Source organism: Stenotrophomonas maltophilia group sp. Smal13 (genome assembly GCF_030236855.1).
GTDB classification, from domain to species: Bacteria; Pseudomonadota; Gammaproteobacteria; order Xanthomonadales; family Xanthomonadaceae; genus Stenotrophomonas; species Stenotrophomonas maltophilia_A.
Genome location: NZ_JASJSQ010000046.1, coordinates 1 through 26,524 on the forward strand (window position 1 = coordinate 1; position 26,524 = coordinate 26,524).

General features: G+C 67.1%; 21 protein-coding genes. 13 read left to right on the plus strand and 8 right to left on the minus strand.

Translation table 11 applies throughout. From position 1 onward, the window contains the following. Positions 1-2,890: TonB-dependent receptor domain-containing protein (locus QRO95_RS15355; RefSeq protein WP_285302938.1), on the plus strand; the 2,890-nt coding region annotated here is incomplete at its 5' end. 125 nt (positions 2,891-3,015) lie between these two features. Here QRO95_RS15355 and QRO95_RS15360 read toward each other — a convergent pair. Then, positions 3,016-3,339 (minus strand): multidrug efflux SMR transporter, encoded by a 324-nt coding sequence (locus tag QRO95_RS15360; RefSeq protein WP_285302939.1) that lies wholly within the window; start codon positions 3,337-3,339, stop codon positions 3,016-3,018. Then, the gene (locus QRO95_RS15365; protein WP_010485170.1) at positions 3,339-3,692 is read right to left on the minus strand and encodes an SMR family transporter; all 354 of its coding nucleotides are present in this window, start codon (positions 3,690-3,692) and stop codon (positions 3,339-3,341) included. Before QRO95_RS15365 ends, QRO95_RS15360 begins: the two co-directional genes overlap by 1 nt. A 160-nt stretch (positions 3,693-3,852) precedes the next feature. Between QRO95_RS15365 and QRO95_RS15370 the strand changes: the two genes are divergently transcribed. Next, positions 3,853-4,704 (plus strand): LysR family transcriptional regulator, encoded by an 852-nt coding sequence (locus QRO95_RS15370; protein WP_285302940.1) that lies wholly within the window; start codon positions 3,853-3,855, stop codon positions 4,702-4,704. A gap of 101 nt (positions 4,705-4,805) precedes the next feature. Here QRO95_RS15370 and QRO95_RS15375 read toward each other — a convergent pair whose 3' ends face one another. Next, on the minus strand, positions 4,806-5,726 hold the full coding sequence (locus QRO95_RS15375; protein ID WP_285302941.1) for a M14 family metallocarboxypeptidase: 921 nt from the start codon (positions 5,724-5,726) through the stop codon (positions 4,806-4,808). Positions 5,727-5,857: 131 nt separating this feature from the next. On the opposite strand from QRO95_RS15375, the gene QRO95_RS15380 reads away from it, so the two are divergent. The 3 genes from QRO95_RS15380 (at position 5,858) to QRO95_RS15390 (ending at position 10,592) form a co-directional block, all read left to right on the plus strand. Next, entirely contained in the window at positions 5,858-7,939 is a 2,082-nt protein-coding gene (locus tag QRO95_RS15380) for a TonB-dependent siderophore receptor (protein ID WP_285302942.1), read from the plus strand. A gap of 62 nt (positions 7,940-8,001) precedes the next feature. Beyond that, positions 8,002-9,774, plus strand: coding sequence for a chloride channel protein (locus QRO95_RS15385; RefSeq protein WP_285302943.1), 1,773 nt, complete (start codon positions 8,002-8,004; stop codon positions 9,772-9,774). Between the two features lie 101 nt (positions 9,775-9,875). Then, complete coding sequence (locus QRO95_RS15390) at positions 9,876-10,592, plus strand: MgtC/SapB family protein (protein WP_024957423.1); 717 nt, start codon at positions 9,876-9,878, stop codon at positions 10,590-10,592. Between the two features lie 73 nt (positions 10,593-10,665). On the opposite strand, the gene QRO95_RS15395 is transcribed toward QRO95_RS15390, so the two are convergent. Beyond that, on the minus strand, positions 10,666-11,073 hold the full coding sequence (locus QRO95_RS15395) for a MerR family transcriptional regulator (protein ID WP_032128067.1): 408 nt from the start codon (positions 11,071-11,073) through the stop codon (positions 10,666-10,668). A gap of 63 nt (positions 11,074-11,136) precedes the next feature. On the opposite strand from QRO95_RS15395, the gene QRO95_RS15400 reads away from it, so the two are divergent. Continuing rightward, the gene (locus tag QRO95_RS15400; protein WP_285302944.1) at positions 11,137-11,964 is read left to right on the plus strand and encodes a class I SAM-dependent methyltransferase; all 828 of its coding nucleotides are present in this window, start codon (positions 11,137-11,139) and stop codon (positions 11,962-11,964) included. Between the two features lie 85 nt (positions 11,965-12,049). On the opposite strand, the gene QRO95_RS15405 is transcribed toward QRO95_RS15400, so the two are convergent. From QRO95_RS15405 to QRO95_RS15420, 4 genes are all read right to left on the minus strand, one after another. Further along, complete coding sequence (locus QRO95_RS15405; RefSeq protein ID WP_019659952.1) at positions 12,050-12,340, minus strand: DUF6959 family protein; 291 nt, start codon at positions 12,338-12,340, stop codon at positions 12,050-12,052. 121 nt (positions 12,341-12,461) lie between these two features. Then, positions 12,462-13,298 (minus strand): OmpA family protein, encoded by an 837-nt coding sequence (locus QRO95_RS15410; RefSeq protein ID WP_012511335.1) that lies wholly within the window; start codon positions 13,296-13,298, stop codon positions 12,462-12,464. Positions 13,299-13,359: 61 nt separating this feature from the next. Beyond that, the gene (locus tag QRO95_RS15415; protein WP_285302945.1) at positions 13,360-18,288 is read right to left on the minus strand and encodes a YadA-like family protein; all 4,929 of its coding nucleotides are present in this window, start codon (positions 18,286-18,288) and stop codon (positions 13,360-13,362) included. Between the two features lie 235 nt (positions 18,289-18,523). Continuing rightward, complete coding sequence (locus QRO95_RS15420) at positions 18,524-19,504, minus strand: helix-turn-helix domain-containing protein (RefSeq protein WP_032128070.1); 981 nt, start codon at positions 19,502-19,504, stop codon at positions 18,524-18,526. Between the two features lie 686 nt (positions 19,505-20,190). Between QRO95_RS15420 and QRO95_RS15425 the strand changes: the two genes are divergently transcribed. The 7 genes from QRO95_RS15425 (at position 20,191) to QRO95_RS15455 (ending at position 26,523) form a co-directional block, all read left to right on the plus strand. Next, positions 20,191-20,382, plus strand: coding sequence for a Flp family type IVb pilin (locus tag QRO95_RS15425; RefSeq protein WP_019337868.1), 192 nt, complete (start codon positions 20,191-20,193; stop codon positions 20,380-20,382). Positions 20,383-20,448: 66 nt separating this feature from the next. Then, on the plus strand, positions 20,449-20,994 hold the full coding sequence (locus QRO95_RS15430; RefSeq protein WP_032128071.1) for a prepilin peptidase: 546 nt from the start codon (positions 20,449-20,451) through the stop codon (positions 20,992-20,994). Then, a complete protein-coding gene (locus QRO95_RS15435) occupies positions 20,991-21,467 on the plus strand; it encodes a TadE/TadG family type IV pilus assembly protein (RefSeq protein ID WP_049398481.1) in 477 nt (158 codons plus the stop codon). Before QRO95_RS15430 ends, QRO95_RS15435 begins: the two co-directional genes overlap by 4 nt. 23 nt (positions 21,468-21,490) lie before the next feature. Next, positions 21,491-22,528, plus strand: coding sequence for a Flp pilus assembly protein CpaB (gene cpaB, locus QRO95_RS15440; protein WP_285302946.1), 1,038 nt, complete (start codon positions 21,491-21,493; stop codon positions 22,526-22,528). Between the two features lie 18 nt (positions 22,529-22,546). Further along, a complete protein-coding gene (locus QRO95_RS15445; RefSeq protein WP_201116484.1) occupies positions 22,547-23,905 on the plus strand; it encodes a type II and III secretion system protein family protein in 1,359 nt (452 codons plus the stop codon). A 27-nt stretch (positions 23,906-23,932) separates the two neighbouring features. Continuing rightward, entirely contained in the window at positions 23,933-25,189 is a 1,257-nt protein-coding gene (locus QRO95_RS15450) for a fimbrial protein (protein WP_343237329.1), read from the plus strand. Further along, positions 25,174-26,523, plus strand: a complete 1,350-nt coding sequence (locus QRO95_RS15455; protein WP_049398477.1) for a CpaF family protein — start codon at positions 25,174-25,176, stop codon at positions 26,521-26,523. Before QRO95_RS15450 ends, QRO95_RS15455 begins: the two co-directional genes overlap by 16 nt. Position 26,524 lies beyond the last annotated feature (1 nt).

Below are 26,524 nucleotides of genomic sequence, written 5' to 3' on the forward strand. Positions count from 1 at the left end.
GCAGCCGCGTCACCCGGGCGTTCGCTCCGCGCGTGGCCTGTACGCCGCTCCTCGGGCGGCCTCGGGTCAGGCGCGCATCGGCAGGGATCGACAGGCCCGACTGCTGGCCGAACGCGGTCAGGGCCTGGTCGAGCGGGCCGGGCGCAATCTGCCAGCGGACCGCAGCGGCATGCAGGCCACGCGCGGTGCTGACGCCGCATTGGCGCAGCTGCTGGCCAGCACCGGCCTGGCCTTCCAGCGTGATGCCAGCGGTGTGGTGCTGCAGGCGGCACCCACCGCTGAAGCCGGGGTACGCCAGATCGGCACCCTGCGCGTGGCTGGCCAGGCCAGCGAAGGCGCTTCACCGTGGGGGCTTGCCGATGCCGATGCGGTCTACCGTGACAGCGGCTCGCGCGTGCACCTGGACCATCAGCAACTGGAACGCTTCCGCGGCCAGTCGATCGGCGACGTGCTGGCCGGTGCGGTGGGCGTGCACACCGCTGACGTTCGCAACGGCGGTGCGCTGGACGTCAACATCCGCGGCCTGCAGGGCCAGAACCGGGTGCCGGTGATCATCGACGGCGGCCAGCAGGCCATCGACGTGTACCGCGGCTATGCCGGCGTGCAGCAGCGCAGCTATCTCGATCCCGATCTGATCAGTGCGGTCAGCATTGAAAAGGGACCGAGCCTGGCCGCCAACGCCGCCAGCGCGATCGGCGGCGTGGTCTACATGGAAACGTTGAACGTCGATGACATCCTCGATGATGGCCAGACCTGGGGCCTGCGCATGCGCGGCGGCGTGGCCGACAACAGCATCGACCGCACCCGCACCTTCAAGCAGATCGCGCGCGGCAGCGACAACCGCAACAGCCTGCGCGACCCGCGCGACTGGAATGGCAGCGTGGCCTTCGCCCAGCGTGGCGAAGACTGGCAGCTGGTCGCGGCCTATGCGCGGCGCCGCCAGGGCAACTTCTTCGCCGGCAGCAACGGTGCGCATCGCTACGACAACCAGCACCTGTCCAGCGGCGGTACCGGCATGTCCAGCCAGGCCGTATCCAAGCTCTTCCATCCGGGCGATGAAGTGCTCAACACGCATACCGACAACGAATCGGCATTGCTGAAATTCACCTGGACGCCCAACCCGGACCAGCGGTTGGAGCTGAGCCACCGCTACTTCAACTCCAGCTTCGGCGAGATCATGCCGTCGGCGATCGGACGCGTGGGCGAGTCCAACGAATGGGTGACCTACGTGGACAAGGCCAACACCATGTTCCAGTTCGAGCCGGGAAAAATGCGGGTCAACGCCACCTCGCTGCGCCACCGCTACCGGCCCGAGGCACATCCGTGGCTGGACCTGAGCAGCACGCTGTGGTTCACCACCGCCACCAGCCGCATGTTCAACAGCAACATCGCCAACACGCCGCTGTTCAAGGACGTGCCCAACGACCAGATGCCCGACACGCTGGGCGAGACCTACGGCCCGGGACTGCAGTCGGACGTGAAGACCCAGCGCTGGGGCGTGGACAGCAGCAACACCACGCGCTTCAGCAATGATCTGGGCGACTGGACGCTGCGCTATGGCGCCTCCTTCCAGCACGAGGACACCGCGCCCAACTCACCGGTGCTGCCGGTGGATTTCAACAACAACCGCTACCTGCGCTCGGGCACGCGCCGCGAGGCCAGCGTCGTCGCCTCGCTGCAATGGCAGCCGTGGGACTGGCTGTCGCTGACTGCCGGCGGCCGCTTCACCGACTACCGCACCCGCGACCGCAACCGCGTGGCCTTCGTCAGTGAATCGCGCGACCTGCGCTACACCTTCGCGCGCCTGAGCAAGGGCGGCCAGCTGCTGCCGGGCTGGTACAAGGAGTGGTACCCGGATGCACAGGGCAACTACACCTACGACTCGCTGCGCGCCACGCCCTATGGCGACAGCACGCTGGGCCAGGCCTACGATTTCGACGGCTTCATTCCCGATCCGCGCGGCGCCAACGGCTTCTATACCAAGCAGATTCCCACTGCCTGGGGCTACAAGCCGGCGATCCGGCGCTCCGGCCACGGCTTCGCGCCATATGCCGAAGCACGCTTCAACCTCGACCAGGACATGTTCTTCTACGTGAAGTACGCGCAGGGCTGGAAGATGCCCAGCCTGTTCGAGTCGACGCTGGGCAACAGCACCTCGGCACCGGTGGCTGACCTGAAGCCGGAGAAGAACCGCTCGTGGGACATCGGCTTCAGCCTGCTCAAGCAGGACCTTTGGCGCGACGGTGACCGCCTGGCGTTCAAGGTGGCCTGGTTCAAGAACGATATCGACAACGCGATCACCCGTCGCTTCGATTCCAGCAACTGGGCGTTCTACGTCGACAACGTCGACAACTACACGGTGTCTGGCTATGAGCTGCAATCCGGTTATGACGCCGGCATCGCCTACCTGGACCTGTCGGCCAGCTACTACCAGCGCGCGCGTACCTGCGATGCGGCCACCGCCAAGCGCCTGCGCGAAGACCCCTATGCGAAGTGGAGCAAGCTGGACACCACTCCGGACTGCGTGGACGGCGGCTTCGGCACCTCGTTCGTCAACGCGCAGAACCCACCGAAGTACTCGATTCACAGCACGCTGGGCTTCCGCCTGTTCGACAAGCGACTGGATACCGGCATCCGCCGCACCTACAACAGCGGCCCCACCCACGAACTGGACAAGCCCTGGAACACCACCGGCTCGACCGGCCTGCAGAACATCTACCTGCCGACCGCGATCTATGACTTCTATGCGCGCTGGCAGTTCACGCCGCGCAGCGAAGTGGAGCTGGTGGTCAGCAACCTGCGCAACACCTACTACATGGACACGCTGGCGATGAGCCTGATGCCGGGCCCGGGGCGCACCACGCGGCTGAACTTCACCGCACGCTTCTGAGTGCTTCAGAAACAGCAACGCCCCGGGGAGATCATCCCCGGGGCGCTTGCTTGCGGCCGCTCACGCTCTGGAAGGCGCCAACCGTGGTTCTGGTAGGCGCCAACCTTGGTTGGCGCAACGATGCATCACTTCGCGGTACTCAGCAGCAGCACTGCAATAGTGACCAGCGCAATGCCGACCCAGCCGATCGAACGCAGGCGGTTGCCGAACAACAGGCGGCCGCAGGTAGCGGTACCGATCACGCCGATCGCACCCCACATCGCATAGGCGGTGGCCAGGTCCATGTAACGCACGGCCTGTCCCAGCAGGGCGAAGGCGATCCAGACCATGACGATCGCGCCGACGCCCCAGCGCCAGCGGCGGAAACCTTCCGACTTGGCCACCATCATGTTGGCGGCGACGTCGATCAGCGCAGAACAGATCACGAAAAACAACGCCAAGGTATTCATCAGTGCGCCTCCCCGAGGGTGACGCAGACGATGCCGACCACTGCCAGCACCAGGCCGGCCAGCTGCTGCAGCGACAGGCTTTCACCGAAGACGGTGAGGCCGACCACAGTGAGCAGGGTCAGGCCGAGGCCTTCCCACACTGCGTAGGCCACGCCCACGGCGATGCGGCGCACCGACTGCGCGAGGAAGAAATAGGACAGCGCCAGCGCGCCGGCCATGATCAGATAGCCGGTCCAGCCGCCATCGCGAGCGGCATGGGCCATGAACGAGGTGCCGACCACTTCGGCGACGATCGCCACGGTCAGGCAGGCCCAGGCGACCAGCGCGCCACGGGCGGGAACAGTACGGGACATGTGAAGCTCCTTGCAGGGCGGGGACCACGCCGCCTCATCAATGGATCCACGCCGAGCGTGGAGGGTCCGGACCGCCCCGCAGACGGGGGCGACGGAAGCCAGTATCATCGCCTTTTACGGTGGTATCAAAATGGATTCCATCGACAGGAGCGATGGATCAGTGCCCTACTCCCCTGAATCCCTGCAGGCCTTCGTGGAAGCCGCGGCGCTGGGCTCGTTCTCGGCGGCGGCGCGACGCCTGCGCAAGACCCAATCGACGGTCAGCACCGCCATCGCCCACCTGGAAGCCGACCTTGGCGTGAGCCTGTTCGACCGCAGCGGCCGCTACCCGCAGCTGACCGAAGCCGGGCGCCAGGTACTTGGGCACGCGCAGGAAATCCTGGCTGCCGATGCCCGCCTGCAGCAGTTGAGCGTGCGCCTGGCCGCACCGGTCGAGCCGCGCTTGACCGTGGCATTCTCCGACGTCTACCAACTGGACCCGGAACAACGGGTGCTGCAACGCTTCGCCGAGGCATTCCCGGAGATCGAGCTGGAATGGCTGGATGCCGAGGGCGAGGACGTGCTGGAACTGGTGAGCAACGGACGCGCCGCGCTAGGTCTGCTGCCACGGCAGGAGCACTATCCGGACGGACTGGTCGCACGTCCGCTGGCGCACCACAGCGAGCTGTCGGTGTATGTGGCGCGCGAGCATCCGCTGGCCAGCGCTGGCCGTCGCGCCGCCGCACAGCTGGCGCGGCATAGACAGGTGCGCTTGAGCGCGGAAGTCGATCAATCCCGCGTGGTCACCGGCCTGGCCTGGACCGCAACCGATTACCTGATGGTGATGGAGATGGCCGAGGACGGCCTCGGCTGGGCCGAACTACCGCGCGCACTGGTACAGCGCTACGACCGCGGGCGGCTGGTGGAACTGGTACTGCCCGGCTGGCCACGCCGCATCCACAGCGACCTGCTGTGGCGCCGCGACACGCCGCCAGGCCCAGCCGCACTCTGGTGGGCCGAGGCGCTGGGGTGAACCGAAAAAGGGGACGGAGGGGATTAAGTCGTTTGTGCCACAAACGACTTAATCCCCTCCGTCCCTTTTTTCAGTTGCCGGCCAGCGGCCGGCACTACCGATCAGGGGTGCGCCAGCGCGTAATCCAGCGCCGAGCACACTGCGGCCACCTGCGCGTCGTTGCACTGCTGCGGGGTCGCACGCGGGCTGTCCGGGTAGACCTCGGTGGTGGTGGTGTACTTCGCACCCGTAATGCCGGCGCACAGGCCCAGCTTCACCAGCGGGTACTCGATCACGCCATGGGCCACCACCGGCGAACCGATGATCTCGCCCTTGTCGTCGGCCGGCGCGATGTGGGTGACCTTCTCCACCGCAGCGATCACCGCCTGCTGGAACGCCGCCTGCGGGGCCTCGCTGTCGTCCACCAGATAGAAGCCATCCGGAATCAGGCCCGGCTCGAACGGCTTGCCATCACGCGCCGCCAGCGCCGGGCGGAACTCGCTCTCGTCGCTGTCGGTGGTTTCGTGCAGGTCGATGTGCAGTACGAACTGGTCCTTGATCGGTGCGACCAGTTCGATCAACGCGGTCGACTCGCGGGCCGGGCCATCGGCGCGGAAGTTGCGGTTCGGGTCGATCGCATCGAAGTTCCAACGGTTGATGCGCTCAAAGCCCCACGGATTCACGCACGGCGCCACCAGCAGGTTTGCCTTGCCGGCATAGTCGGCAGCGTGCTTTTCGAGGAACTCCAGCGCGCCCATCACGCCGCTGGTCTCGTAGCCGTGCACGCCACCGGTGACCAGCGCGGCCGGCAGCGCCGGGTTCCAGTCGCGGCTGCGCAGGGCGAACAGTGTGTAGGTCTCGCCGGCGTAATCGAGCTGGCCATAGGCCACCTTGTCGAAGCGCAATGCCAGGGCTTCGATGCGCGGCAGCACTTCCTCGTCATAGCGACGCAGGCGCTGCTGGCGGCCACGCCACGCCTCCCGTTCCGCCGCTCCCCACGGCTGGCCAGGGGTTCCGACGGGGTAGAAAGCGGCTTGGGACATGGCAGATCTCAGCGAGTCAGGAAGCAATCACCCACTTTACCACCGGCCCATCAGCATGAACCGGAGACGCATTCCATTGGCGAATGGAATCAGCAATAATTCTCATTTACGCCCTTCCACGACCTGCATCGATGCCCATCCACGCCCCGCAAACGGCCCGCCTGCCACTGGCCGCCGCCCTCGCCCTGTGCCTGCTCCCGGCTGTCAGCGCCTTCGCCCAGGACGGCGCCACCACGCTGGACAGCATCCAGGTCTCCGGCAGCTGGCTGGGCACCGGCCTGCACGACAGCGTGAAGAGCTTCGCTGGCGCGCGCACCGTGGTGGACCGTCAGCGCATCGAAGCCAGCGGCGCGGCCAGCATCGGCGATGCCATGCGCCGCATCCCCGGCGTGCAGGTCACCGACAACTCCGGCACCGCCGGCAGTTCGGTCTCGCTGAACATCGGCGTGCGCGGCCTGACCGGGCGCTACTCGCCGCGCTCGACCGTGCTGCTCGATGGCGTGCCGCTGGCAGTGGCGCCGTATGGCCAGCCGCAGCTGTCGTTCGCGCCGACCAGCCTGTCCAACATCGAATCGATCGACGTGGTGCGCGGCGGCGGCGCGGTGCGCTACGGCCCGCAGAACGTGGGCGGCATCATCAACTTCAGCACCCGTGCCATTCCCACCGGGGCCGGCCTGCACGGCGAAGCGGGCGTGCGCTACACCGCCTACGACCATGGCGGCGGTGACAGCACCCAGTACAACGCCTTCCTCGGCGGCACCGGCGACAACGGCCTGGGCGCCGCCCTGCTGTACTCCGGCCAGGACGGCCGCGGCTGGCGCCAGGGCAGCGATGACCGTTTCAACGACCTCGCGCTGAAGTTCGCCTACGCCATCGACGAGCAGCAGGAACTGCGCGCCAAGCTCTCCTACTACGATGTACGCTCGCTGACCCCGGGCGGCCTGACCCGCGCCCAGTACGAGGCCGACCCGTTCCAGAACACCCGCCCCACCGATTTCTGGAAGGGCCACCGCACCGGCATCGACCTGGGCTACACCAACACGCTGTCGGACAACAGCGAGTTCGAGGTGCTGGCCTATTACAACGAGAGCAGCCGTGCCAGCTCGCTGATCAACGCGGCCAATACCCAGCTGACCGTGCAGCCGCGCGATTACCGCGTGCTGGGCATCGAGCCGCGCTATACCCAGCGCCTGCACTGGGGCAGCACGGTGCATGACATCACCGCCGGCTACCGCTTCCTGCGCGAGCGCGGCAACGACCGCAGCTACACCGTCACCCGCCGTACCGGCGTGGCCAGCGCCACCAACCGCTTCGACAACGCCACCGACGCACATGCCTTCTACATTGACGACCGCATCGCGATCGGCCAGTGGCGGATCACCCCGGGCGTGCGCATGGAGTGGATCGACATGGACCGCCGCCAGGCCGGGGGCGCGGCGACCTTCAGCAGCCGCAACGACAAGGCCCTGCCCTCGCTCAACGTCGCCTATCTGCTGACCCCGCAGCTGACCGTGTTCGGCAACTACACCACCTCGTTCGGGCCGGTGCAGAACATCCAGCTGAACTCACAGACCGCCAGCAACCCGCTGAATCCGGAAATCGCCAAGACCACCGAACTCGGTGCGCGCTGGCAGGACGGTGCACTGCGCGCGGAAGTGACCGTGTTCAAGATGCGCTTCGACAACCAGATCCTGCAGGTGCCGGGCATCACCCCGCCGACCTTCCAGAACATCGGTGCCACCGACCACAAGGGCGTGGAAAGCGCGCTGGAGTACCGCTTCGCCGAGGGCAGTGCGCTGGCCGGGCTGGAGCTGTACGCCAACTACACCTGGACCAAGGCGATCCAGCAGTCCGGTGACAACCGTGGCCTGGACGTGCCGTTCTACTCGCGCGACACCGACAGCGTCGGCGCACGCTATGCACTGGCCGGCTGGACCTTCAATGTCTCCAGCACCCACCAGAGCGGCCAGTTCTCCGATGCGGCCAACACCTGGGCCGAGAGCGCCGATGCGCGCGTGGGCCGCGTGCCGGGCGTGCGCCTGTGGAACGCGCAGGTGGCCTGGCAGGTGCCGGGACTGGGTGACAGCGAGATCGCGCTGGGCGTGAACAACCTGGCCGACAAGCGCTGGTATACCCGCAACGTCGATGGCAACGCCGGCCGCATGGTGGCTGCGCCGCGCACCTTCTACGTGCAGGGCCGCTACCGCTTCTGACGCAGTAACCGCCCGATGCAGTGACGGCGGCGATCACGGTGGCGGCGTATCATGCCGCCACCATGTCACTGCCTGTTTCGCCATCGCGCCTGCATGCGGCCTTCCAGGGCCTGCGCCTGCGGCTGCGCGGCAGTGACTTGTGGTTCATTGCGCTTGCCCTGCTGGTCGGCCTGATCGCCGGCTACCTGACCCTGCTGCAGTCCGGCATCGCACGCTGGCTGCAGGGCACCCTGTACGGGCTGGACGCCGGCATGCGCCTGAGTTCCCTGCCCTCGCTGACCTGGACCGCGCTGCTGGTACTGCCACTGGGTGGCCTGCTGGTCGGCCTGGTCAGCCTGGCCGCGACCCGGCTCAAGCGGCCCCTGCTCGATGCGGTGGAAGCCAATGCCCTGCATGGCGGCCGCATGTCGATGCGCGACAACCTGATCGTGCTGACCCAGACCCTGGTTTCCAATGGCTGCGGTGCTTCGGTCGGCCTGGAGGCCTCCTATACCCAGATGGGTGCCGGCAGCGGTTCGCAGCTGGGCCGAGTGATGCGCCTGCGCCGCAACGATGTGCGCATCCTGGTCGGCGCTGGTGCCGCCGGTGCCATCGCCGCCGCCTTCGGTGCACCCTTGGCCGGTGCGTTCTACGCCTTCGAGATCGTCATCGGCGCCTATACCCCGGCCGCACTCGCCCCGGTCGCGGTCGCCGCGCTGGCCGGCGCGTTCGTGGCCGACCAGGCCGGCATCGAGGCCTACCTGCTGCCGGCGGCCTCGACGATTGATGTCCGCGCCGCCGACTACGCCATCTACGGTCTGCTCGGCTGCTGCTGCGCGATGGTCGGCATCGCGGTGATGCGGCTGATTGCCTCGATCGAGGGCACGGTCAAGCGCAGCCCGTTGCCACTGTGGGGCCGGCCGGTGGTGGGCGGCCTGCTGCTGATTCCGCTGGCACTGGCCAGCCCACAGGTGCTGTCGTCCGGCCATGGCGCGCTGCACCTGGACCTGACCACGCATCTGCCGCTGATCTGGATCGGCGGCCTGCTGACCCTGAAGTGCCTGGCCTCGGGCATCTCGCTGGGCTTCGGCTTCCGCGGTGGCCTGTTCTTCGCCTCGTTGTTCATGGGCACCCTGGTCGGTGCCCTGTTCGCCGGCCTGCTCGCCATGGCCACCGGCGTGCCGGTGATCGACGCCACCTCCGCCGCGCTGGCCGGCATGGCCGCACTGGCCGCCGCCGTGGTCGGCGCACCGATGACCATGGCCATGCTGGTGCTGGAAGGCACGCACGACTTCCTGCTGACCAGCGTGGTGATGAGCGCGGTGCTGGTCTCCAGCACGCTCGTGCGGCAGTGGTTCGGCTACTCGTTCTCGACCTGGCGCATGCACCTGCGCGGCGAGACCATCAAGAGCGCCCGCGACGTGGGCTGGGTGCAGAACCTCAACGCCGGCCGATTGATGCGCAAGGGCGTGGCCACCGCGCCGGCCGACCTCGATGCCGATGCCTTCCGCCAGCGCTTCCCGCTGGGCTCGGGCAGCCGGGTGGTGCTGATCGATGGCGAAGGCCACTATGCCGGCATCGTGCAGATCCCGCGCGTCTACGGCGACGGCGTGAAGCCGGAGACCGCGATCGGCGAGCTGGCCGAGAACCGTGACGTTTCGCTGTCGCCGGCCGCAGACGTGGTCAGCGTGATGCAACGCTTCGACCAGACCCAGGCCGACGAACTGGCGGTAGTCGCTGCCGACGGCCAGGTGCTGGGCGTGGTCTCCGAAGCCTTCGTACGCAAGCGCTACGCCGAGGAACTGGACAAGCGCCAGCGCGAACTGATGGGCGAGCGGGTCGAGGACACCGACTGACCCCGCAAAAAGGGGACGGAGGGGATTAAGTCGTTTCTGGCCGCCTCGAAATCCACGCATGGCGTGGATCTACTGTCACCTCGACCGGGTAGACTCCGGCCATGCGCTTCATTGAAACCTTCCAGGCCGGCCCCTTCGCCGACACCGTGGTCAGCCTGCTGGCCGCCTTCGTGCTGGGCACGCTGATCGGCGCCGAGCGCCAGTACCGCCAACGCACCGCCGGCCTGCGCACCAACGTGCTGGTGGCGGTCGGCGCCGCTGCCTTCGTCGACCTGGGCATGCGCATCGCCGGCAGCGCCGAGGCGGTGCGGGTGATCTCCTACGTGGTCTCCGGCGTCGGCTTCCTCGGCGCCGGCGTGATCATGAAGGAAGGCATGAACGTGCGCGGCCTCAACACCGCCGCCACCTTGTGGTGCTCGGCGGCGGTCGGCAGCTGTACCGGCGCGGACATGCTGGCCGAAGGCGTGCTGCTGACGGTCTTGATCATCGCCGGCAACACCCTGCTGCGGCCGCTGGTGAATGCGATCAACCGCATCCCGATCAACGAGACGGCCACCGAGGCCACCTACGAGGTGCGCCTGAGTGTGGATGCCGAAGCGGTGCCACGTGTACGCGAACGCCTGGTCGATGCGCTGGAAGCAGCGCAGTATCCGGTCGGTGATGTGCAGGTGGTCGAGCATGCCGACGCGCCCACCGATGTGATCGCGGTGCTGGTCAGTACCGCCGTGAGTGCCGATGAGCTGGACGTGGTGCTGGCGCGGATGGAGCATGTGCCGGGCGTGCTGCACGCCACCTGGGAAGTCAGTACCCGCGATTGATTCATCCACGCATGGCGTGGATCTACCGAGGTTGTGGTGCAGTAGATCCACACCATGCGTGGATGCGCTTCTCTCACCCACCCGCCAGGCGCTGCTGGGCCCTCAACAACTTGCGGAACGAACCGCACTGGCGCGCGTCCTGTGCTTCCGGGCAGGCCGCCGCGCGCTGTAGATGACGGCGCACCCGCTGCAGCTGGGAGATCTGCTGCTGCAGCACATCGGCCTGTGCCAGCAGGGCTTCGCGATCCAGCGTAATGCATCCGTGCTGAGGCGGCAGCGACAACCCGATCTGCTGCAGCGACAACCCGGCCGACTGGCCAAGGCCGATCAACGCCAGGCGCTCCAGCACCTGATCGTCGTACTGCCGGCGCAGGCCGCGACGGCCCAGCGACTGCAACAACCCGAGCTGCTCGTAGTAACGCAGGGTCGAGGCCGGCACGCCACTGCGCTTCACCACCTCGCCGATATCCAGTTCACGCATGGGCTTGACCTCAAGTCGCCTTCAAGCATCAACCTATGGGCAACTTCCCGGCAGGACAAGGTCATGGCCAGTACATCCCCCGTTGATCAGAATGCGCTCTGGAATGGCCCTGGCGGCCAGATCTGGGTCGCCCAGCAGGCCATCCTCGATGGTCTGTTCCAGCCGATGGCCGACCTGCTGGTGGCCGAGCTTCCGCAAACCGTCACGCAACTGCTCGATATCGGCTGTGGCACCGGCGCCAGCCTGCTGGCATCAGCCGCCGCTCGCCCGGCGACACACAGCACCGGCCTGGACATCTCCGCGCCGATGCTGGCACTGGCCCGTCAGCGCGCCGAGGCGGCAGGACTGGACGCGGACTTCATCGTGGCCGATGCGCAGCGGCATCCGCTTCCGTCCGCACACTTCGACTGGATCCAGTCGCGGCTGGGTGTGATGTTCTTCGAAGATACCGAGGCCGCCTTCGCCAACCTGCATCGTGCTGCAACGCCAGGCGCTGGGCTGCGTTTCATCGCCTGGCGCAGTGCCGACGAGAACCCGTTCATGACCACGGCCGAACGCGCGATCGGCGATGCACTTGAGCTTCCGCCGCGGGTGCCAGGAGCACCCGGCCAGTTCGCCTTTGCCGATGGCCAGCGCGTGCAGCGTCTGTTGCAGGCCGCCGGCTGGAAGGATGTGGAGTTGGTCGCGGTAGACCTGCCGTGCTCGATTGCCCGCGATGAACTGCCGACCTATGTCGGCCAGCTGGGCCCGTTGGGCTTGGCGCTGCGCAATCTGCCCGAAGACCGCGCCGACGCACTTCGAAACAAGGCGCTGGCCGCGTTCGCGCCCTTCATCGAAGGCGACCGTGTGCGCGTCGATGCCGCCTGTTGGCTGGTCCGCGCCCGCGCCTGATACAAAAAAGGGGACGGAGGGGATTAAGTCGTTTCCGGCACAGCCGGGGCAAGAACGACTTAATCCCCTCCGTCCCCTTTTTCTACTACAGCGCCTCGCCGGCGTCCGCCAGGCGCGATTCAATCAGCGCATACCACTGCTGCAGCACGTCGATCAGCATGTCCAGCTCGGCGTCGGTGCGCTGCGCGCGCCCACTGCGCAGGCAGGCCTGGGCTTCCTGCAGCTGGGCCAGGAAGCCGGCCACGGTGTCTGCCTGCAGGATCAACCCCGGCAGTCGCCGCCCGGGAATGCGCACCACCGCATGATTGCCGAGCTGGCCGTACACACTCAGTGTGGTTTCCGTCTTCATGGAAAGAGGCAGGAATTGGGCGTTCATCGCGTGCACCATGGAAAACCTGAGCCGCCGGCAGGCGTGGACAACGGGGGAGACGTGGCCACGTCCTGCCGGCGGTCAGGGGGGACTCGGGATACCGGGGCGTGGCCCCGGCGCAGGATTCTCAGCGTGGCTGCGCCACACCCGCGATCTGCACGCGCCGGTTCGGCGCCAGGCAGGCGATCAGCTCGCGACGGTTGCGCTGCTCGCACTGCACGATCGGCTCGGCCGCGCCGCGTCCTTCGGCACTGATGCTGGCTGCAGGCACGCCGCCCTGCACCAGCGCGCTGCGCACGGCCTCGGCACGTCGCTGCGACAGGGCCTGGTTGTAGCTGGCACTGCCGATACGGTCGGTATACCCGGTCACCCGGATTGACTGCACCTGACTGGCCTCGCGCACCTGCGCCAGCACGCCCTGCACGGCCTGCTGGCCTTCGGCACTGAGCACCGCGCTGTCGAAACCGAACAGCGCATCGGCGGACAGGCGCAACGGCTGCTCCGGCAACGGCGCCGGTGCGGGCGGGGCCGGCGGCCGCGGCGGGTCCAGCACCGCCGCACATGATTCAGGCTTCCAGTAGCCGCCCTGGGCAATGCCCTTGCTGTCGAAGCGGACCTGGAACTGGCAGGTGAAGTATTCGGCCCCCTGTGCGGTGCGGAAGTTGAACAGGTAGTTCCACTCGCGCACGCCCCACATGCCTTCATTGAAATGCGGCGTGCCCAGCAGCGTGTACAGCTGGCGCTTGCTCATGCCCGGCGCGAAACGGCGCAGGTCGGCGACGTCGGGATAGATGCCTTCCTTCAACGAGGCCTTCGAGGCCTCCGGGAACTGCACGGCGGTGGTTTCGGCAGGACCTTCGGCGGCCGGCGCATGGCTGCGGCAGGCGGCCAGCAGGCCCATTCCCAGGACCAGGCCCAGCACTGCGGCCATCTGGCCGGTGCGGGCGATGCGATGCTGTTTCATGTCATTCCCCCTTTGGACGTTTCCGCGATGCCGGGCCGCGCGTGCGGCCCGGCGGCGGGGATCACCACTGGATGCCTGCACCGACGGCCACACCGGCCTCGCCACGGCTGTTGGTGGAGCCGCTGAACTTGTAGATCCAGCGCCCTCCTTCGGAGACACCGGAGATACCAACCGCCACGCCCGACTCGCCGTTGTAGCTGCCGGCGGCGACCGAGGCCATGCTGCGGCCCGCTTCGCTGGGCTGCGGCAGTGCTGCGGTGGCCATAGCCGAGGCGATACCGGCCGAGGCGCGGTTGTCGGTCTTGCGCAGGTCGCGCTCGAAGCCACCCATGCGCTCGTCGGTGTAGGCCTTCGACCAGTCCAGGGTCTGCGCCATGCCCGACTTCAGCTGGTCGACGTTGACTGCGTCGGTACCGGCGGTGCCGGCGGCGACGTTACGCACCGTGGTCGGGCCGCTGTTGGTGCTGCCCAGCGTGACACTGTTGTAGTTGGTCGCGCCGTTCACCGTGGTGTCGTAACGGATCGTACCCTGCTGCGAGGCCTGCAGCTGGCGTACGTTGACCGCGTCGGTAGCCTGCGAACCGTCGGCCACGTTGACCACCTGGCGTTCGGCACCGGCGGCACCGACCGAGACCGTGTTGGCCCGGTTCGCCACCGAACCCGCACCCAGCGCCACCGAGTTGTCGGCCTGCGCCTGCGAGCCATTGCCCAGCGCGGTCGAGTTGGCACCGGCGGCGGTGGAGCCTGCGCCACCTGCGGCCGAGTTGGCACCGCTGGCGGACGGATCGGCCAGGTTGTTGGTGTTGTTGGCGCGGAAGCTGCCGGCCACGTTGGTGATGTTCTGGATCTTCTGGTCGGTGTACTTCTTCGATTCGTCGATGGCGTAGTTCACGCCGTTCTTCAGCTGGCCGACATTGGTTGCGTCGTACGTATCGGAACCGTCGGCGACATGGGTGATCTTGCGCTCGCTGCCGGTGCTGCCGACCGAAACCTCACCGGCCGAGTTGCTGGCGCCGGTCTGGCCATAGGCGCCGGTGTAGCCGCTCTGCGCACCGACGCTGGCCACCGACCCGGCACCCAGGGCGACGCTGTTGCCGGCACTGGCGCTGGCGCCGTTGCCGACCGCCACGCTGTTGGCACCGGCCGCACTGGCCTGCGGGCCGACCGCCACCGCTTCCGCACCGGCAGCCGTTGCAGGCGCTGCGGTCGAGTTCACTGCCAGGTAGGCACTGCCACCGCTGTTGTTGGTGATGCGTTGGTTGAGGACCTTCAGCGAGCCGTCCACCGCAGTGAAGGCGGCGGTGACATTGTTGTAGTCGCCGCTGGTGAAGGTGCCGTCGGTGGCGATGCTGGAGATGCTGAACTTCGGCGCGGTCCACACGTTGGTGGTGCCGTTGTACGCGGTGGTGCCACCGAAGTAGTTGGCGATGGTGCTGTTCGTGCTGAACAGCTGGTCGCCGGTGATGGCATCACTGCTGCCGGCCAGGATGCTGCCGGCGGCGACGTTGGTGATCTTCACCGCGCCGGTGCCGGTACCCGTCAGCGTCACGCTGTTGAGCACGTTGCCACTGCCATCGACGTCGTACTTCACGGCCAGCTTGTCGATCTCATCGGTCTGGTCGGCAACGTTGGCCAGCGAGTTGCTGACCGCATCGAAGGCGGTACCAACGTCGTTGTAGCTGCCCTTGGTCACGGTGCCGTTGGCGGCGACGTTGTTGATCGAGTAGGTCGGTGCGGTCAGCACGCCGCTGGCGTTGACCGCCGCGCCACCACCGAGGTGGGTGGCCACGGCCTGGTTGGCCGCAAACAGCTGGGCACCGTTGATGGCCTCGCTGCTGGTGGCACTGACCTGGCCCGGGCCGAGATTACGCAGCGTGGTGGCCGTGCCGGTCTGGCCGAGCGTGGCACTGGCGTAGTTGACGCTGCCATCGCCATTGAGGTCATAGCGCAGTGCCCCCTGTTCCGACGCCTGCAGCTGGCCGACATTGACCGCATCGGTGGCGGCGGTACCCGCAGCCAGGTTGGTGACCTGACGCTCGGCACCGGCGGCACCGATGGACACGCTGTTGGCACGGTCAGCCAGGCTGCCGGCACCCACCGCGATGCTGTTGGCGGCGGTGGCGCGGGCGTTGGTACCGACCGCGATCGAGTCGGCGCCGCTGGCCAGTGCCTCGGTACCGGTCGAGTTCACCCGCAGATACTTGGTGCCACCGTTGCGGATGTCGGTGATCTGCGTGTTGAGATTGACCAGCGAACCATCGACCGCGGCGAAGGCATCGGTGGCGTTCTCATACAGACCCTTGGCGATCGCACCGCCGGTGGAGATGGTGCTGATCTCGAACAGTGGTGCGGTGAAGGCACCGCTGGCCGGATCGAAGGCTGCGCGACCGCCGAAGAAGCTGGCGATGGCCGCATTGGTCGCCGCCAACTGGCCGCCATTGACCGCTTCCAGGCTGCCGGCGGTGACCGCACCGCCGGCCAGGTTGCCGATGGTGGTAGTGCCGGTGCCCGCACCGAGCGTGACGCGGCGATAGTTCGGATTACCGGCACCGTCCAGATCGTAGGTCACCGCAGCGGCCGCCACATCATCGATCAGGCTGATGGCACCCTTCAGCTGGGCCACGTTGACCGCATCGGTATTGACACTACCGGCGGCCACGTTGGTGATCTGGCGCTCGCCGCCACCGGCGGCACCCACCGACACTTCACCGGCCGAGACCTGCGGCGCAGTCAGGCCATAGGCGCTGTAGCTGGCCTGGGCACCGCGCAGCGCGGCCGAACGGTAGCCCAGTGCAACCGAATTGGCCTGGTTGGAGGTCGCCTCGGCACCGAGCAGGGTCTGCCCGTTGGCCGTGCCCACCGCGCTGTCGCCGACGATCACCGAATGACCCATGCGTGCGGCGTAGTCCGCGGTCGGCACGCCGGTCGGGTTGCTCGGGTCATTGGTGCCTGCACCCGGGAAGGCCACGTTGGCATCGACCTTCGGCAGTTCGTGGCGGGCATTGGCGCCGATCACCACTTCCTTAGAACCGTTGGCAAAGGCGCCGTCACCCATCAGCACCTGGTAGTCCTGCGCCGCATTGACTGCCCAGCAGGAGATGTCGGCGAGGACGATATCCAGGCACTTGGCCGCCCATGCCGGCGAATCCTTCGGCAGCAGCAGCCCGAGCAGGCCGCCCGGATTGCCGTTGTTGATGTTGTAGATGTAGCTGTCGGAGGTGACACCGCCGATCAGGGTCAGGTGCGAGCTGCCGCCGGTGACGGCGCCGCCCAGGCCATTGAGGGTGCTGCCGACCGGCGACAGGTTGACCACCGGCAGGCCCAGCACATTGACCGTCGAGTAGGTCTGCATCACGTTGGCGTTGCTGAGCTTGAGGTTGCCGTTGCTCAGGTAGCCGTTGCCGCCGAACAGGCTGGTGGTGGTCGGGCCGATCAGCTGCCCGACATTGCCGACCAGGCCACCGGTGCCGATGATCAGGCCCGCGTTCGGATCGGCCGGAGCCGGCGCCTTCGGGCTGGTCGGCGGGATCGCCGAGGGCTTGGTCAGGCCGAGACCGCCGAGGGTGCCGCCGACCAGGCCGCCTACGGCACTGCCGAGATTGCCGATGGTGCCGTTGAGGTTGCCATTGAGCAGGTTGCCGACGGCGCCGCCGACATTGCCAAGCGTATCGCCCAGCAGGCCACCGAGGCCGCCGGTGCTGCCACCTGTAGCGCCATTGAGTACACCGCCGACGGTGCTGCCCACCGCACCCACTGTATTGTTGAGCGTGCCGCCCACGGCGCCACCAACTGCACCCACCGTGCCAACCGCACCATTGAGTGCGCCGCCGACGGTGCTGCCGACCGAACCGACCGTGCCGTTGAGCGCACCACCGACGGTTCCGCCGACTGCACCAACCGTGCCAACTGCACCGTTGAGTGCGCCGCCGACGGTGCTGCCGACCGAACCGACCGTGTTGCCGACGGTGCCATCAAGCACGCCACCCACGGCGCCACCTGCCGCGCCGACAACGCCGCCCACCAGGCCACCCACGCCCAGTGCGCTGTTCTGCGCTGCCACAGTCGCTTGGCCGGCCAGCTTCAGATTGCGGTCGGCCACGACTTCCTGGCCATCGGGCGCCTGCACGCGCACTTTGCCGGCAACACCGGTATCGAAAGCTGCGGTGATCGCACGATCATGGGTCTCGCCCGGCAGCTCCTCCTTTGCCGGCAACGTGACCGCTGCCGTCGCCTTGACCTGCCCCTGACCGTCGATCTGGTGGCCCGCCAGCTTCAGCTGCGAATCCACCTTGCCGTCAACGGACGCCTTGAGGCCGGACAGCGAGCCAGCGGATGCGCCAGCAACAGCGGCAGCCGCCTTGGCACCGGTATCGATCGAGGCCACCTGGGCACCGGCGATACCAACCCTGGCCTTCGCCTGCGCATCCGCAGCCACACCGAGCGGCGCATGCGCGGACGGCGCAACGTTGGCCGCCAGTGAGGCATCCATCTTCGCCACATTGGACGCTGCGTGCCCCAGCCCGACATTGGCGCGAACATCGGCGGCCAGTGCAGGAACCGCGACCTGCTTCGGCGCGGTGTTCGCCGCCAGCTTCACCTGTACGGTCGCCGGCAGCACGTCGCGCACGATCGGCAGCGAGGTCGTACTCAGCTGCAGGCCCACACGCGCGTCTGCGCTGATCGCCGGACTGCTCTGCGCCTGGCGCGATGCCGCGGCCAGCGCGACTTCTGCGTCGACCTTGACCGGCATCGGCTGCGCGTACTTCGCGGCCAGTGCCTGCAGATCACGCAGCGACTGATTGGATTCGGATGCTCCTGCATGCCCGCTGGCCAGCGCACACAGCAGGGCCAGGGCCAGTGCGGTCGGCATCAGCAGGACACTGCGCGGATCGCGGGCGGCGCTGCCGCCGCTATCGCCGGTGGCCAGTTCCGAGGCCACAACCAGAGCATTGAGCTGGCGGTTCCATACACGCCGGTAGATGCGGTTCATGAGCATTTCCCCCGTAGGCGAACAACTGGAATGTCAGTGGACTTGCCGTTAGGCAGGTGACTGACATTTCAGCGTTTGCAACGGCGGCTGCGCACTTCATTCCGGCACGGCAATCGCGCATTCCGGCAAATCCACGGTCGGAATCGGCAGTCGGTTATGCAGAAGCGGCAACCATATCGGCAAGCGGATATGCAATTCCGGCAGGAACCGCCGGGAAACCCTTATGGGGCCTGGATCAGGCGGGCTGGCCGATCTGCGCGGGTGCGCGCATCAGCGTGTCACGCGGCAGTTCACCGAAGACCTTGCGGTAGTTGTCGGCGAAACGCGACAGGTCCCACAGGCCACAACTGAGGGCGATGGCCTTGACCGAACGGCGGCTGGAATCGGCCATCGACAGGCTGCGGCAGGCTGCGCACAGGCGCAGCATCGACAGGTAACGATTGGGCGACGTACCGAACAGGTCCTCGAACGCGTAGCGCAGCCCACGCTCACTGACACCGGCAGCGTCGCAGATCTCATTCATGTAGATATTGCGGCGCAGGTTGAGGCGCATGAAGTTTTCCGCCCGCTGTGCGATCAGATAATGCGTGCGCCGCGCACGGCTGCAACCCGGGCGTTCGGCGGAACCCGCACCCAGCAGTGCCTGCACGTGTTCGTGCAGCAGCCGCTCGGTTTCTTCCGGCTGCAGGCCCGTGCCCTGGCCCAGCTGCAGGTGCAGCTGCTGGTAATGCTGTGCCAGCGGGGCGGCCTCGCTGGCGAGATTGAACAGTGAAAGCGCCTGTCCGGCCGGCGGCGTGCTGCGCAGGCTCAGTTCGGTCAGCTTGCGTTGCACCCGTGCCACCGGCACCAGCATCAGGGTCATGTGCGTGCCCGGGCTCAGGGTGAACTCGCTGATGCCCTCGGGCATCACGGTCAGCGCCATCCCAGGGGCAAGCGGTACGCCATGGCACCAGCTCAGGGTTTCATCGGTCGCATGCAGATACCCCAGCATCGCCCAGTCCGGCGGCAGCATGAAACGTCCACGGCAATGGAATCCACAGCTGATGCTGCAGAACAACGCCTCCTCGTGCACGCGTGACGCGAAGGCCGCCCGCGGCCCATTGCCATCGAGCAGAAGCAGTTCGACATCACATACACGAAGCACGCCGCTCAGCGTCGCCAGGTCGATCGACCGCAGGCCGCTGTCGTCGCTGTCTCCTACCCCACCATCGACCATGACAGTGTCGTCCCCCCGATTATCCGCCGTGCGGTACGGCCCCCACTGCCTGACAGGGCGCGCACCTCTCATGGAATCTCTTCCATCACCGGGATGCGCGCCGCCAAGGTGCGCACCCCAAAAGAAACGCGAGTACTTGAATGCGAGTATGCCCGATAATTCAACGGGGTAAACATCTGCACCGCGTTGAATAAGATGGATACAGAGGTGAAAATCAGATTGTCGTGTTTGGCACAGTTTTCGCATGCGACCTGAAGCCTGCCTCACATTATCTGCACGTCGATGAATCGTTGTGCGGGCGAACGGATTTCCGTCACAGAACCCGGCTTGAAAATTAAGGAGCAATGGGATTCTGCCGAATTTGCATATAGGTTCCGGTTGCAGCCGGCCGCCATTCAGGCAAAGTCGATAACACGGTGATCCGGTCTTTGATAATGACCGCACCCAGGGGGACAGCATGACCATGCACGTATCGCCCGACACGTCGACCACCGGCCCCGCGCCGCGCGGTCGCGGTTGCGCGAACGGCGTCCCGCCTGGAAACGATCACCCTGCTTGAGCACAGCGGGTCCATCCCGCCGTGCCTCCTCCGCCAGGACGTGCGGAGGTCCACGGACGATCCCGGCGGAGCCGGGCCACCGCCCACCAGGTGTCCTGTAGCAGACAGGTAGAGGGAGACAAACGTCATGAACGCATCGATCCGCAAGTTCCTGAAGGAAGAAGATGGCGTCACTGCACTCGAGTACGGCCTGCTGGCGGCTGTGATTGCGGGTGTCCTGATCGCACTGGGCAGCACGCAGATCAAGGATTTCTTCGAAACGCTCTTTGAGAATCTCACCAAGCTTGCCGACAAGGCATCGGGCAACACGCCGGCCTGAGCCGCGTCCCAGGCTGATCAGGGACAGCAACTGCTGAGCGTCCACTGACGGACAATGGAGGGTGCGATGACACTGCTGGGATTGCTGGCCATCGGTGTGTGCCTGCGGATCGCGATCAGCGATCTGTACGCCCGTCGGGTGCCCAACGCCTGGCTGCTGTCTGCATGCGCGATCACCGTTGTCGTGCTCATCGCCGGACAGTTCAACGCGCCGCGCCTGCCGTGGGCTTCCCACGTTGCCGGCGCGGCGCTCGGCCTGGTCGCATTGCTGCCTTTCCACGCAGTGCGCTGGATGGGCGCCGGCGATGTCAAATTCTTTTCGGTACTGGGATTGATGCTGGGCTGGCAGGCACTGCTGCCGATCTGGATCGCGGCCAGCCTGGCAGCGGGCGCACATGCCGCACTGGTGCTGGTATCGCGACGGTTGGGCCCAGTACTGCCCATCGGCCTTCAAGCCCATATGCATCGGGCAAGTTCGCAATGGCATTCGCACCCGGCGCTGCGCGGGATGCAGAGCGCCCGCCAGGGACGCCAAGGCATTCCCTACGCCGCCTACCTGGCGGTATCCGCCATCGCCTGGGTCCTGATCAGCACGTACGGAGGTGTGGCATGAACATCCACAACCGACGCCGGCAACGTGGCGCGGCCAGCATCGAGTTCGCGCTGATGTTGATGCTGGGCCTGCTGCCGCTGCTGCTGTTCACGTTCTCCGGCGTAATGATCATGGCGGCCCAGCAGACGTTGGCAACCGCCTCGGCCGAGGGTGCACGTGCATCGCTGCGCTATGGCAGCGCCAACGAACGCCGTACTGCCGCCTGCGTTGCGGCGCGTAGTTCGATGCAGTGGCTGCTGAACTTCTCGGGTCAGCCGGTCGACTGCAGCAATGGCGGAAACAACGCCATTCTGGTTTCCGCGCAGGCCCCCTGCGCCGGACTGGCCAGCGCCCAGTGCATGACCGTGACGGTCAGCTACGACTACGCAAGCCATCCCTTCCTGCCCGGCACCGCCACGCTTTACAAGTGGGTGATGCGGGCTCCCATCCGCAGCGTCGCGGTCGCTCAGCTCGACCTCGGCAGCGGCAACTGACGTTCGGTACAGGAGACGGTTCCATGCTCAAGTTGACCCGCATTGCTGCCGTCGCCCTGATCGGGCTGGCCGTGCTGCTGGCGGTGATCGCCTTGATGATCGGGCGCAGGCCGGCCGCACCGGCCACGGTTGCCCCGATGACGCAGAGCGAAGCCCAGGCGATCACCGTGGTGGAAGCGGTGGCGCGACTGCCGGCCGGCGAACCGATCTCTGCCAACGGATTGCGTCTCGCACAGCGCAGCGCCCCGGTTGCCGGTGCCGCCACCAGCATTTCCGCCGTGGTCGGAAAGGTGCCGGTGCAGGACATCGCCGAAGGCACGGCGATCAGCAGCAACGCACTCGCGCAGGGATTCTCGCTGCAGCTGCGCCCCGGGGAACGCGCACTGGCGGTCCCGGTCGACGAGCTGGTGGGGGCCGGCAACCGCATCCTGCCCGGTGATTTCGTCGACGTGTTCCTCAACCTGCGCAATGCCCAATCCACTGCCAGCGGCCCGGCCGACGCAGCACAGACGCGCCTGCTGCTGTCGCGCCTGCGCGTGCTCAGCTATGGCCAGCAGGACATCGCCCCGGCCAACCATGACGCTGTTGCCAGCAACGAGGCCGATGGCCGCAACGATCCACGCGCCGCCGACATCACCGGAAGCAGCAGCACCCAGAGCACGGGCAGCGGGACCGCCCAGCCGGCACGCAGCGCGGTACTGGCGGTGCCGGTGGCCGATGCCAACCGGCTGCTGCTGGGTGCACAGCAGGGCAAGCTGTTCCTCGCCCTGCGCAACCCTGCCGATTCCGGCCAGCCCGATCTGGCGCTGTTCCCGCGGGCACGCGGGGTGATTGATCCCCTGCGTGGCCTGGATGCGGAACAGCAGCTTGCGCTGCAGCGGCCAGAGAATCACGCCTTCGCCGGCATCGACGGCGATGCATTGGCCGGCCGCAGCAACGCGCCCGCGCGCAGCACCCAGGATGCCCCGGCACGCGTACCCGCACCACGGCGCAGCGCCCCACGCGCATCGGGCATCGAAATCATCCGAGGTGACAGCTCCGCCCCCCGTGGTTCCCTTTGACCTGCATCGAGCGCATCCATGACCGAACGTCGCCGCAGTCCACGCCCTTCCCCCCGCCAGCGCTGGCTGGCCCTGCTGCTGGTGCTGCTGGCACCGGCGACAAGCGTGGCCGCCGACGACCTGGTGCTGCAGGCGCGTGAGCAGCGCCCCTGGACCCTGCCGGGTGATCTGGAGCGGGTCGCCATTGCCGATCCGGGCGTGGCCGATATCGTGATGCTGCGCGGCCAGCGCCAGGCCCTGCTGGTCGGCAAGGCGCCGGGCACCACCACGCTCCTGCTCTGGCACCGCAAGCAGACCGAACCACAGCGCCTGCAGGTGCGGGTACAAAGTGCGGTGCAGGGTGCGGCCGACGCCGGCGCGAACGGGCTGGTATTCACCCAGCAGGACAATCAGGGCCTGCTGCAGGGAAGCACCGAGAGCGTGCTGTCGCACATGCAGGCGCAGAAGACTGCCGCCATGGCCCTGGGCAAGGATGGCCTGCTTGCCGACGCATCCACGGTGAGCAGCGGCGGCGTGGTCCAGGTCGAGGTCAAGGTGGTCGAGTTCAACAAGACCGCACTGAAGCAGATCGGCATCAGCTTCCAGAACCGCAATGGCAACTTCGCCTACGGCTTCGCCCGCCCGGGCGGCCAGCTGCCGGGCAATACCGGCATCCTGCCCGGCATGAAGGAAGGCAACTCCGGCAACGAAGCCGAATCGCCCATTTCTTCGGCCTTCCGCCTGGTGTTCGGCTCGACCAAGGGCCTGTGGAATGCCGACGTCGACCTGCTGCAGAGCAATGGCATGGCGCGTGTGCTGGCCGAGCCGACACTGGTCGCGCTGTCCGGGCAGAGCGCCAGTTTCCTGGCCGGCGGCGAGCTGCCGATCCTGGAACCGCAGGGACTGGGCACCACCACCATCACCTACAAGCCCTTCGGCATCGGCCTGACCGTGACACCGACGGTACTGGCACCGAACCGCATCGCCCTGAAAGTCGCACCGGAAGCCAGCGACCTGGACTACAGCAACGCCATCGCGCTCAACGGCGTGCAGATTCCCTCCATCACCACCCGCCGCGCCGATACCACGGTCGAACTGGGCGATGGCGAGAGCTTCGTGATCGGTGGCCTGGTCAGTTCCAACGTGGTTTCCAGCGTCGGCAAGATCCCGCTGCTGGGTGACCTGCCGATCATCGGCTCGTTCTTCCGCAACTTCGACTACAAGCGCCAGGACAAGGAACTGGTGATCATCGTCACGCCACGCCTGGTGAAGCCGTTGGCACGCAACACCGAGCTGCCGCTGCCCGGCGACCGCGAGGCCAAGCCGCACATGCCCGAATGGGGCGCCTGGCTGCTGGGTCCTATCAGCCAGGACCCGGTGCCCGGCTTCTCACGCTGATTCCATGATGCCTGCGATACCACGCCCATGCCCTACGCCACTGCCCAGCCGCTGCATCCGCAAGGACCGCCGATGAACCTGGTCCTGTACGGAATGGATCGCGAACTGCTGCCCCGGCTGGCGGCGAAACTGCCGCCAACCACCACCCTGCACTGGCAGGACAGCAGCACGCCGACCTCCGCCCAGGACCTGCAACGCGGGCCGCAGAGCCTTGTGCTGCTCGACTTCCGCCCGGAACATGCGGCCGCCTCCAGCGTGCTGGCGCAGCAACTGCAGCAGACCGAGCCGGATCTGGCATTGGTCGCGGTCGGTGCCACCAGTGCCGGCCAGGTGGAAGGCGTTGTCATCGCATTGCGGGCGGGCCTGCGTGATGTGCTGGACCTGGACAGCGACAACGTCGGCATCGAGGCCGCGCTGCGTCGCGCCCTGTCACCACGACCGGCTGCCGCCGCGCAGCAGGCGCACAAGGCCCGCCTGATCGTCCTGCTGGGCGTGCGCGCCGGGGTCGGCACCAGTACGCTGGCCGCGCATCTTTCGGTGCTGGCACAGCAGACCCGTGCACTGGCACAGGGCGAGGCACTGCAGCAGGATGGCCTGCTGATGGAGCTGGCCCAGCCTTCGGGCGACCTCGCCCTGTACCTCAACCTGGACAGCCGCTTCCACTACGAAGACGCGCTGCGCAATGCCAGTCGCATCGACGCCACCCTCGCCCGTACGGCCATGGCCCGTCACGATTCCGGACTGGTGCTGCTGGACCGCGCCAGCGGCAGCGATGCGGTACCGCCGTCAGATCCGGGTGCGCTGCTGCAGCGCCTGCGCACCGTGTTCGCCAGCGTGCTGTGTGATGCCGGTGGCTGCCCGCTGCGTCAGCTGCCGCCGCTGCTGCTGGACCAGGCCGACGAGATCTGGCTGGTCACCGATGCCTCCATTGCCACGCTGGTGTCGCTCGACCAGGCACTGAAGCATCTTGCCGGCCAGCGCGAACGCGAGAAGCGCCTGCAGCTGTTGATCAACCGCCACGATGACAGCAGCGGCATGAGCCCGGAGCAGATCGCGCGCCGCTTCGAGGTTCCCCTGCTGGCCACGCTTCCCGAACGACCGCGCGTGCGCCTGGCTGCCAGCCAGGGCCACCTGCTGCTGCAGGATGCGCCGCGCGACCCCTACCTGCGTGCCCTCGCCCCGCTGGTTTCGCGCCTGGATCCGGCTGCCTGCCCGGTCCAGGCGCAGGGCCTGCGGGAAAGACTCTCCCTTGCCCTGGGTGGATCGCAATGGAAGACAAGGTAACCCCGTTCCCGCATGCCGTTGCCCGGCCGGTGCTGCCCGAAAGCTCGCCGGGCCATCAGCCGTTCGCGCAGACCGAGCAGTACCAGAAGGTGCTGTCGGCCGCGCATGAGCACCTGCTCAACAGCATCGAGGACGAGCGCATCGACATCGATTCCTGGGCCCCCGACACCATCGCCCGCTGGGTGCAGGTGCAGACGGTGGGCTTCATCCAGGAGTGGCGCATCCCGATCAACGAAGAGGAGATGCAGGTGGTTGCCGACGGCCTGGTCAAGGAGCTGACCGGCTTCGGCCCGCTGGACGACCTGCTGCACGACCCGTCCATCGAAGACATCCTGATCAACGGTTTCAAGGATGTGCACGTGTCCCAGGGCGGCCAGCTCAAGCGGGCCACCCAGCGCTTCACCGACGATACGCATCTGCTGCGCATCCTGCGCCGCATCCTCGCCCCGCTTGGGCGCCGCCTGGATGACTCCAATCCGATGGTCGATGCGCGACTGCCCAACGGCGGCCGTCTCAACGCGATCATCTCGCCGCTGGCGGTGGATGGACCGATGGTGTCCATCCGCAAGTTCCGCAAGGACCCGTTCACCCCCGATGAACTGCTGGCCAAGGGCACCTTCGATGCGCCGATGCAGGCCTTGCTGAAGGCGATGGTACTGGGTCGCTGCAACATCCTGGTGTCCGGCGGCACCAGCTCGGGCAAGACCTCGCTGCTGAACGCCCTGGCCAGCTACGTCCCCGCGAACGAGCGCGTGATCACCGTCGAAGACACCGCCGAGCTCTCGCTCAACCACCCGCATGTAGTTCGCCTGGAAAGCCGTATCGGCGGCGCCGAAGGGCACGGTGCGGTCAGCATCCGCGATCTGGTCCGCAACAGCCTGCGCATGCGCCCCGACCGCATCGTCGTCGGCGAAGTGCGCGGTGCCGAGGTGCTGGAAATGCTGCAGGCGATGAACACCGGCCACGACGGCTCGATGGCCACCATCCACGCCAATTCGCCCCGCGACTGCCTGTACCGGATCGAGATGCTGGCCGGTTTTGCCGGCTTCCAGGGCAGCGAGGACAGCCTGCGCCGGCAGATCGCCAGTGCCATCGACTTCATCGTGCAGATCTCGCGCCTGGGCAGCGGCCGCCGCGTGCTGGTCTCGATCACCGAGATCACCGGTGTCAGCGACAACCTGATCACCACCCAGGAAATGTTCCGCCACGAGCTGCAGATCGACGGCAACGGCAAAGAGATCGATCGCTGGGTCGGGCTGGGCTTCCATCCGCACTCGCACAAGCTGGAGCCGTTCCGCCAGCAGCTGCGCGAATCGCTCTACGGAGACTTCTGAG

What these genes read in the sequence shown, in the direction of transcription:
- QRO95_RS15360 (WP_285302939.1), bottom strand. Translation starts at nt 3,339, where the DNA reads ATGAATACCTTGGCGTTGTTTTTCGTGATCTGTTCTGCGCTGATCGAC.
- QRO95_RS15365 (WP_010485170.1), bottom strand. Translation starts at nt 3,692, where the DNA reads ATGTCCCGTACTGTTCCCGCCCGTGGCGCGCTGGTCGCCTGGGCCTGC.
- QRO95_RS15375 (WP_285302941.1), bottom strand. Translation starts at nt 5,726, where the DNA reads ATGTCCCAAGCCGCTTTCTACCCCGTCGGAACCCCTGGCCAGCCGTGG.
- QRO95_RS15380 (WP_285302942.1), top strand. Translation starts at nt 5,858, where the DNA reads ATGCCCATCCACGCCCCGCAAACGGCCCGCCTGCCACTGGCCGCCGCC.
- QRO95_RS15385 (WP_285302943.1), top strand. Translation starts at nt 8,002, where the DNA reads ATGTCACTGCCTGTTTCGCCATCGCGCCTGCATGCGGCCTTCCAGGGC.
- QRO95_RS15390 (WP_024957423.1), top strand. Translation starts at nt 9,876, where the DNA reads ATGCGCTTCATTGAAACCTTCCAGGCCGGCCCCTTCGCCGACACCGTG.
- QRO95_RS15395 (WP_032128067.1), bottom strand. Translation starts at nt 11,073, where the DNA reads ATGCGTGAACTGGATATCGGCGAGGTGGTGAAGCGCAGTGGCGTGCCG.
- QRO95_RS15400 (WP_285302944.1), top strand. Translation starts at nt 11,137, where the DNA reads ATGGCCAGTACATCCCCCGTTGATCAGAATGCGCTCTGGAATGGCCCT.
- QRO95_RS15405 (WP_019659952.1), bottom strand. Translation starts at nt 12,340, where the DNA reads ATGAACGCCCAATTCCTGCCTCTTTCCATGAAGACGGAAACCACACTG.
- QRO95_RS15410 (WP_012511335.1), bottom strand. Translation starts at nt 13,298, where the DNA reads ATGAAACAGCATCGCATCGCCCGCACCGGCCAGATGGCCGCAGTGCTG.
- QRO95_RS15415 (WP_285302945.1), bottom strand. Translation starts at nt 18,288, where the DNA reads ATGAACCGCATCTACCGGCGTGTATGGAACCGCCAGCTCAATGCTCTG.
- QRO95_RS15420 (WP_032128070.1), bottom strand. Translation starts at nt 19,504, where the DNA reads ATGGTCGATGGTGGGGTAGGAGACAGCGACGACAGCGGCCTGCGGTCG.
- QRO95_RS15425 (WP_019337868.1), top strand. Translation starts at nt 20,191, where the DNA reads ATGAACGCATCGATCCGCAAGTTCCTGAAGGAAGAAGATGGCGTCACT.
- QRO95_RS15430 (WP_032128071.1), top strand. Translation starts at nt 20,449, where the DNA reads ATGACACTGCTGGGATTGCTGGCCATCGGTGTGTGCCTGCGGATCGCG.
- QRO95_RS15435 (WP_049398481.1), top strand. Translation starts at nt 20,991, where the DNA reads ATGAACATCCACAACCGACGCCGGCAACGTGGCGCGGCCAGCATCGAG.
- cpaB (WP_285302946.1), top strand. Translation starts at nt 21,491, where the DNA reads ATGCTCAAGTTGACCCGCATTGCTGCCGTCGCCCTGATCGGGCTGGCC.
- QRO95_RS15445 (WP_201116484.1), top strand. Translation starts at nt 22,547, where the DNA reads ATGACCGAACGTCGCCGCAGTCCACGCCCTTCCCCCCGCCAGCGCTGG.
- QRO95_RS15450 (WP_343237329.1), top strand. Translation starts at nt 23,933, where the DNA reads ATGCCCTACGCCACTGCCCAGCCGCTGCATCCGCAAGGACCGCCGATG.
- QRO95_RS15455 (WP_049398477.1), top strand. Translation starts at nt 25,174, where the DNA reads ATGGAAGACAAGGTAACCCCGTTCCCGCATGCCGTTGCCCGGCCGGTG.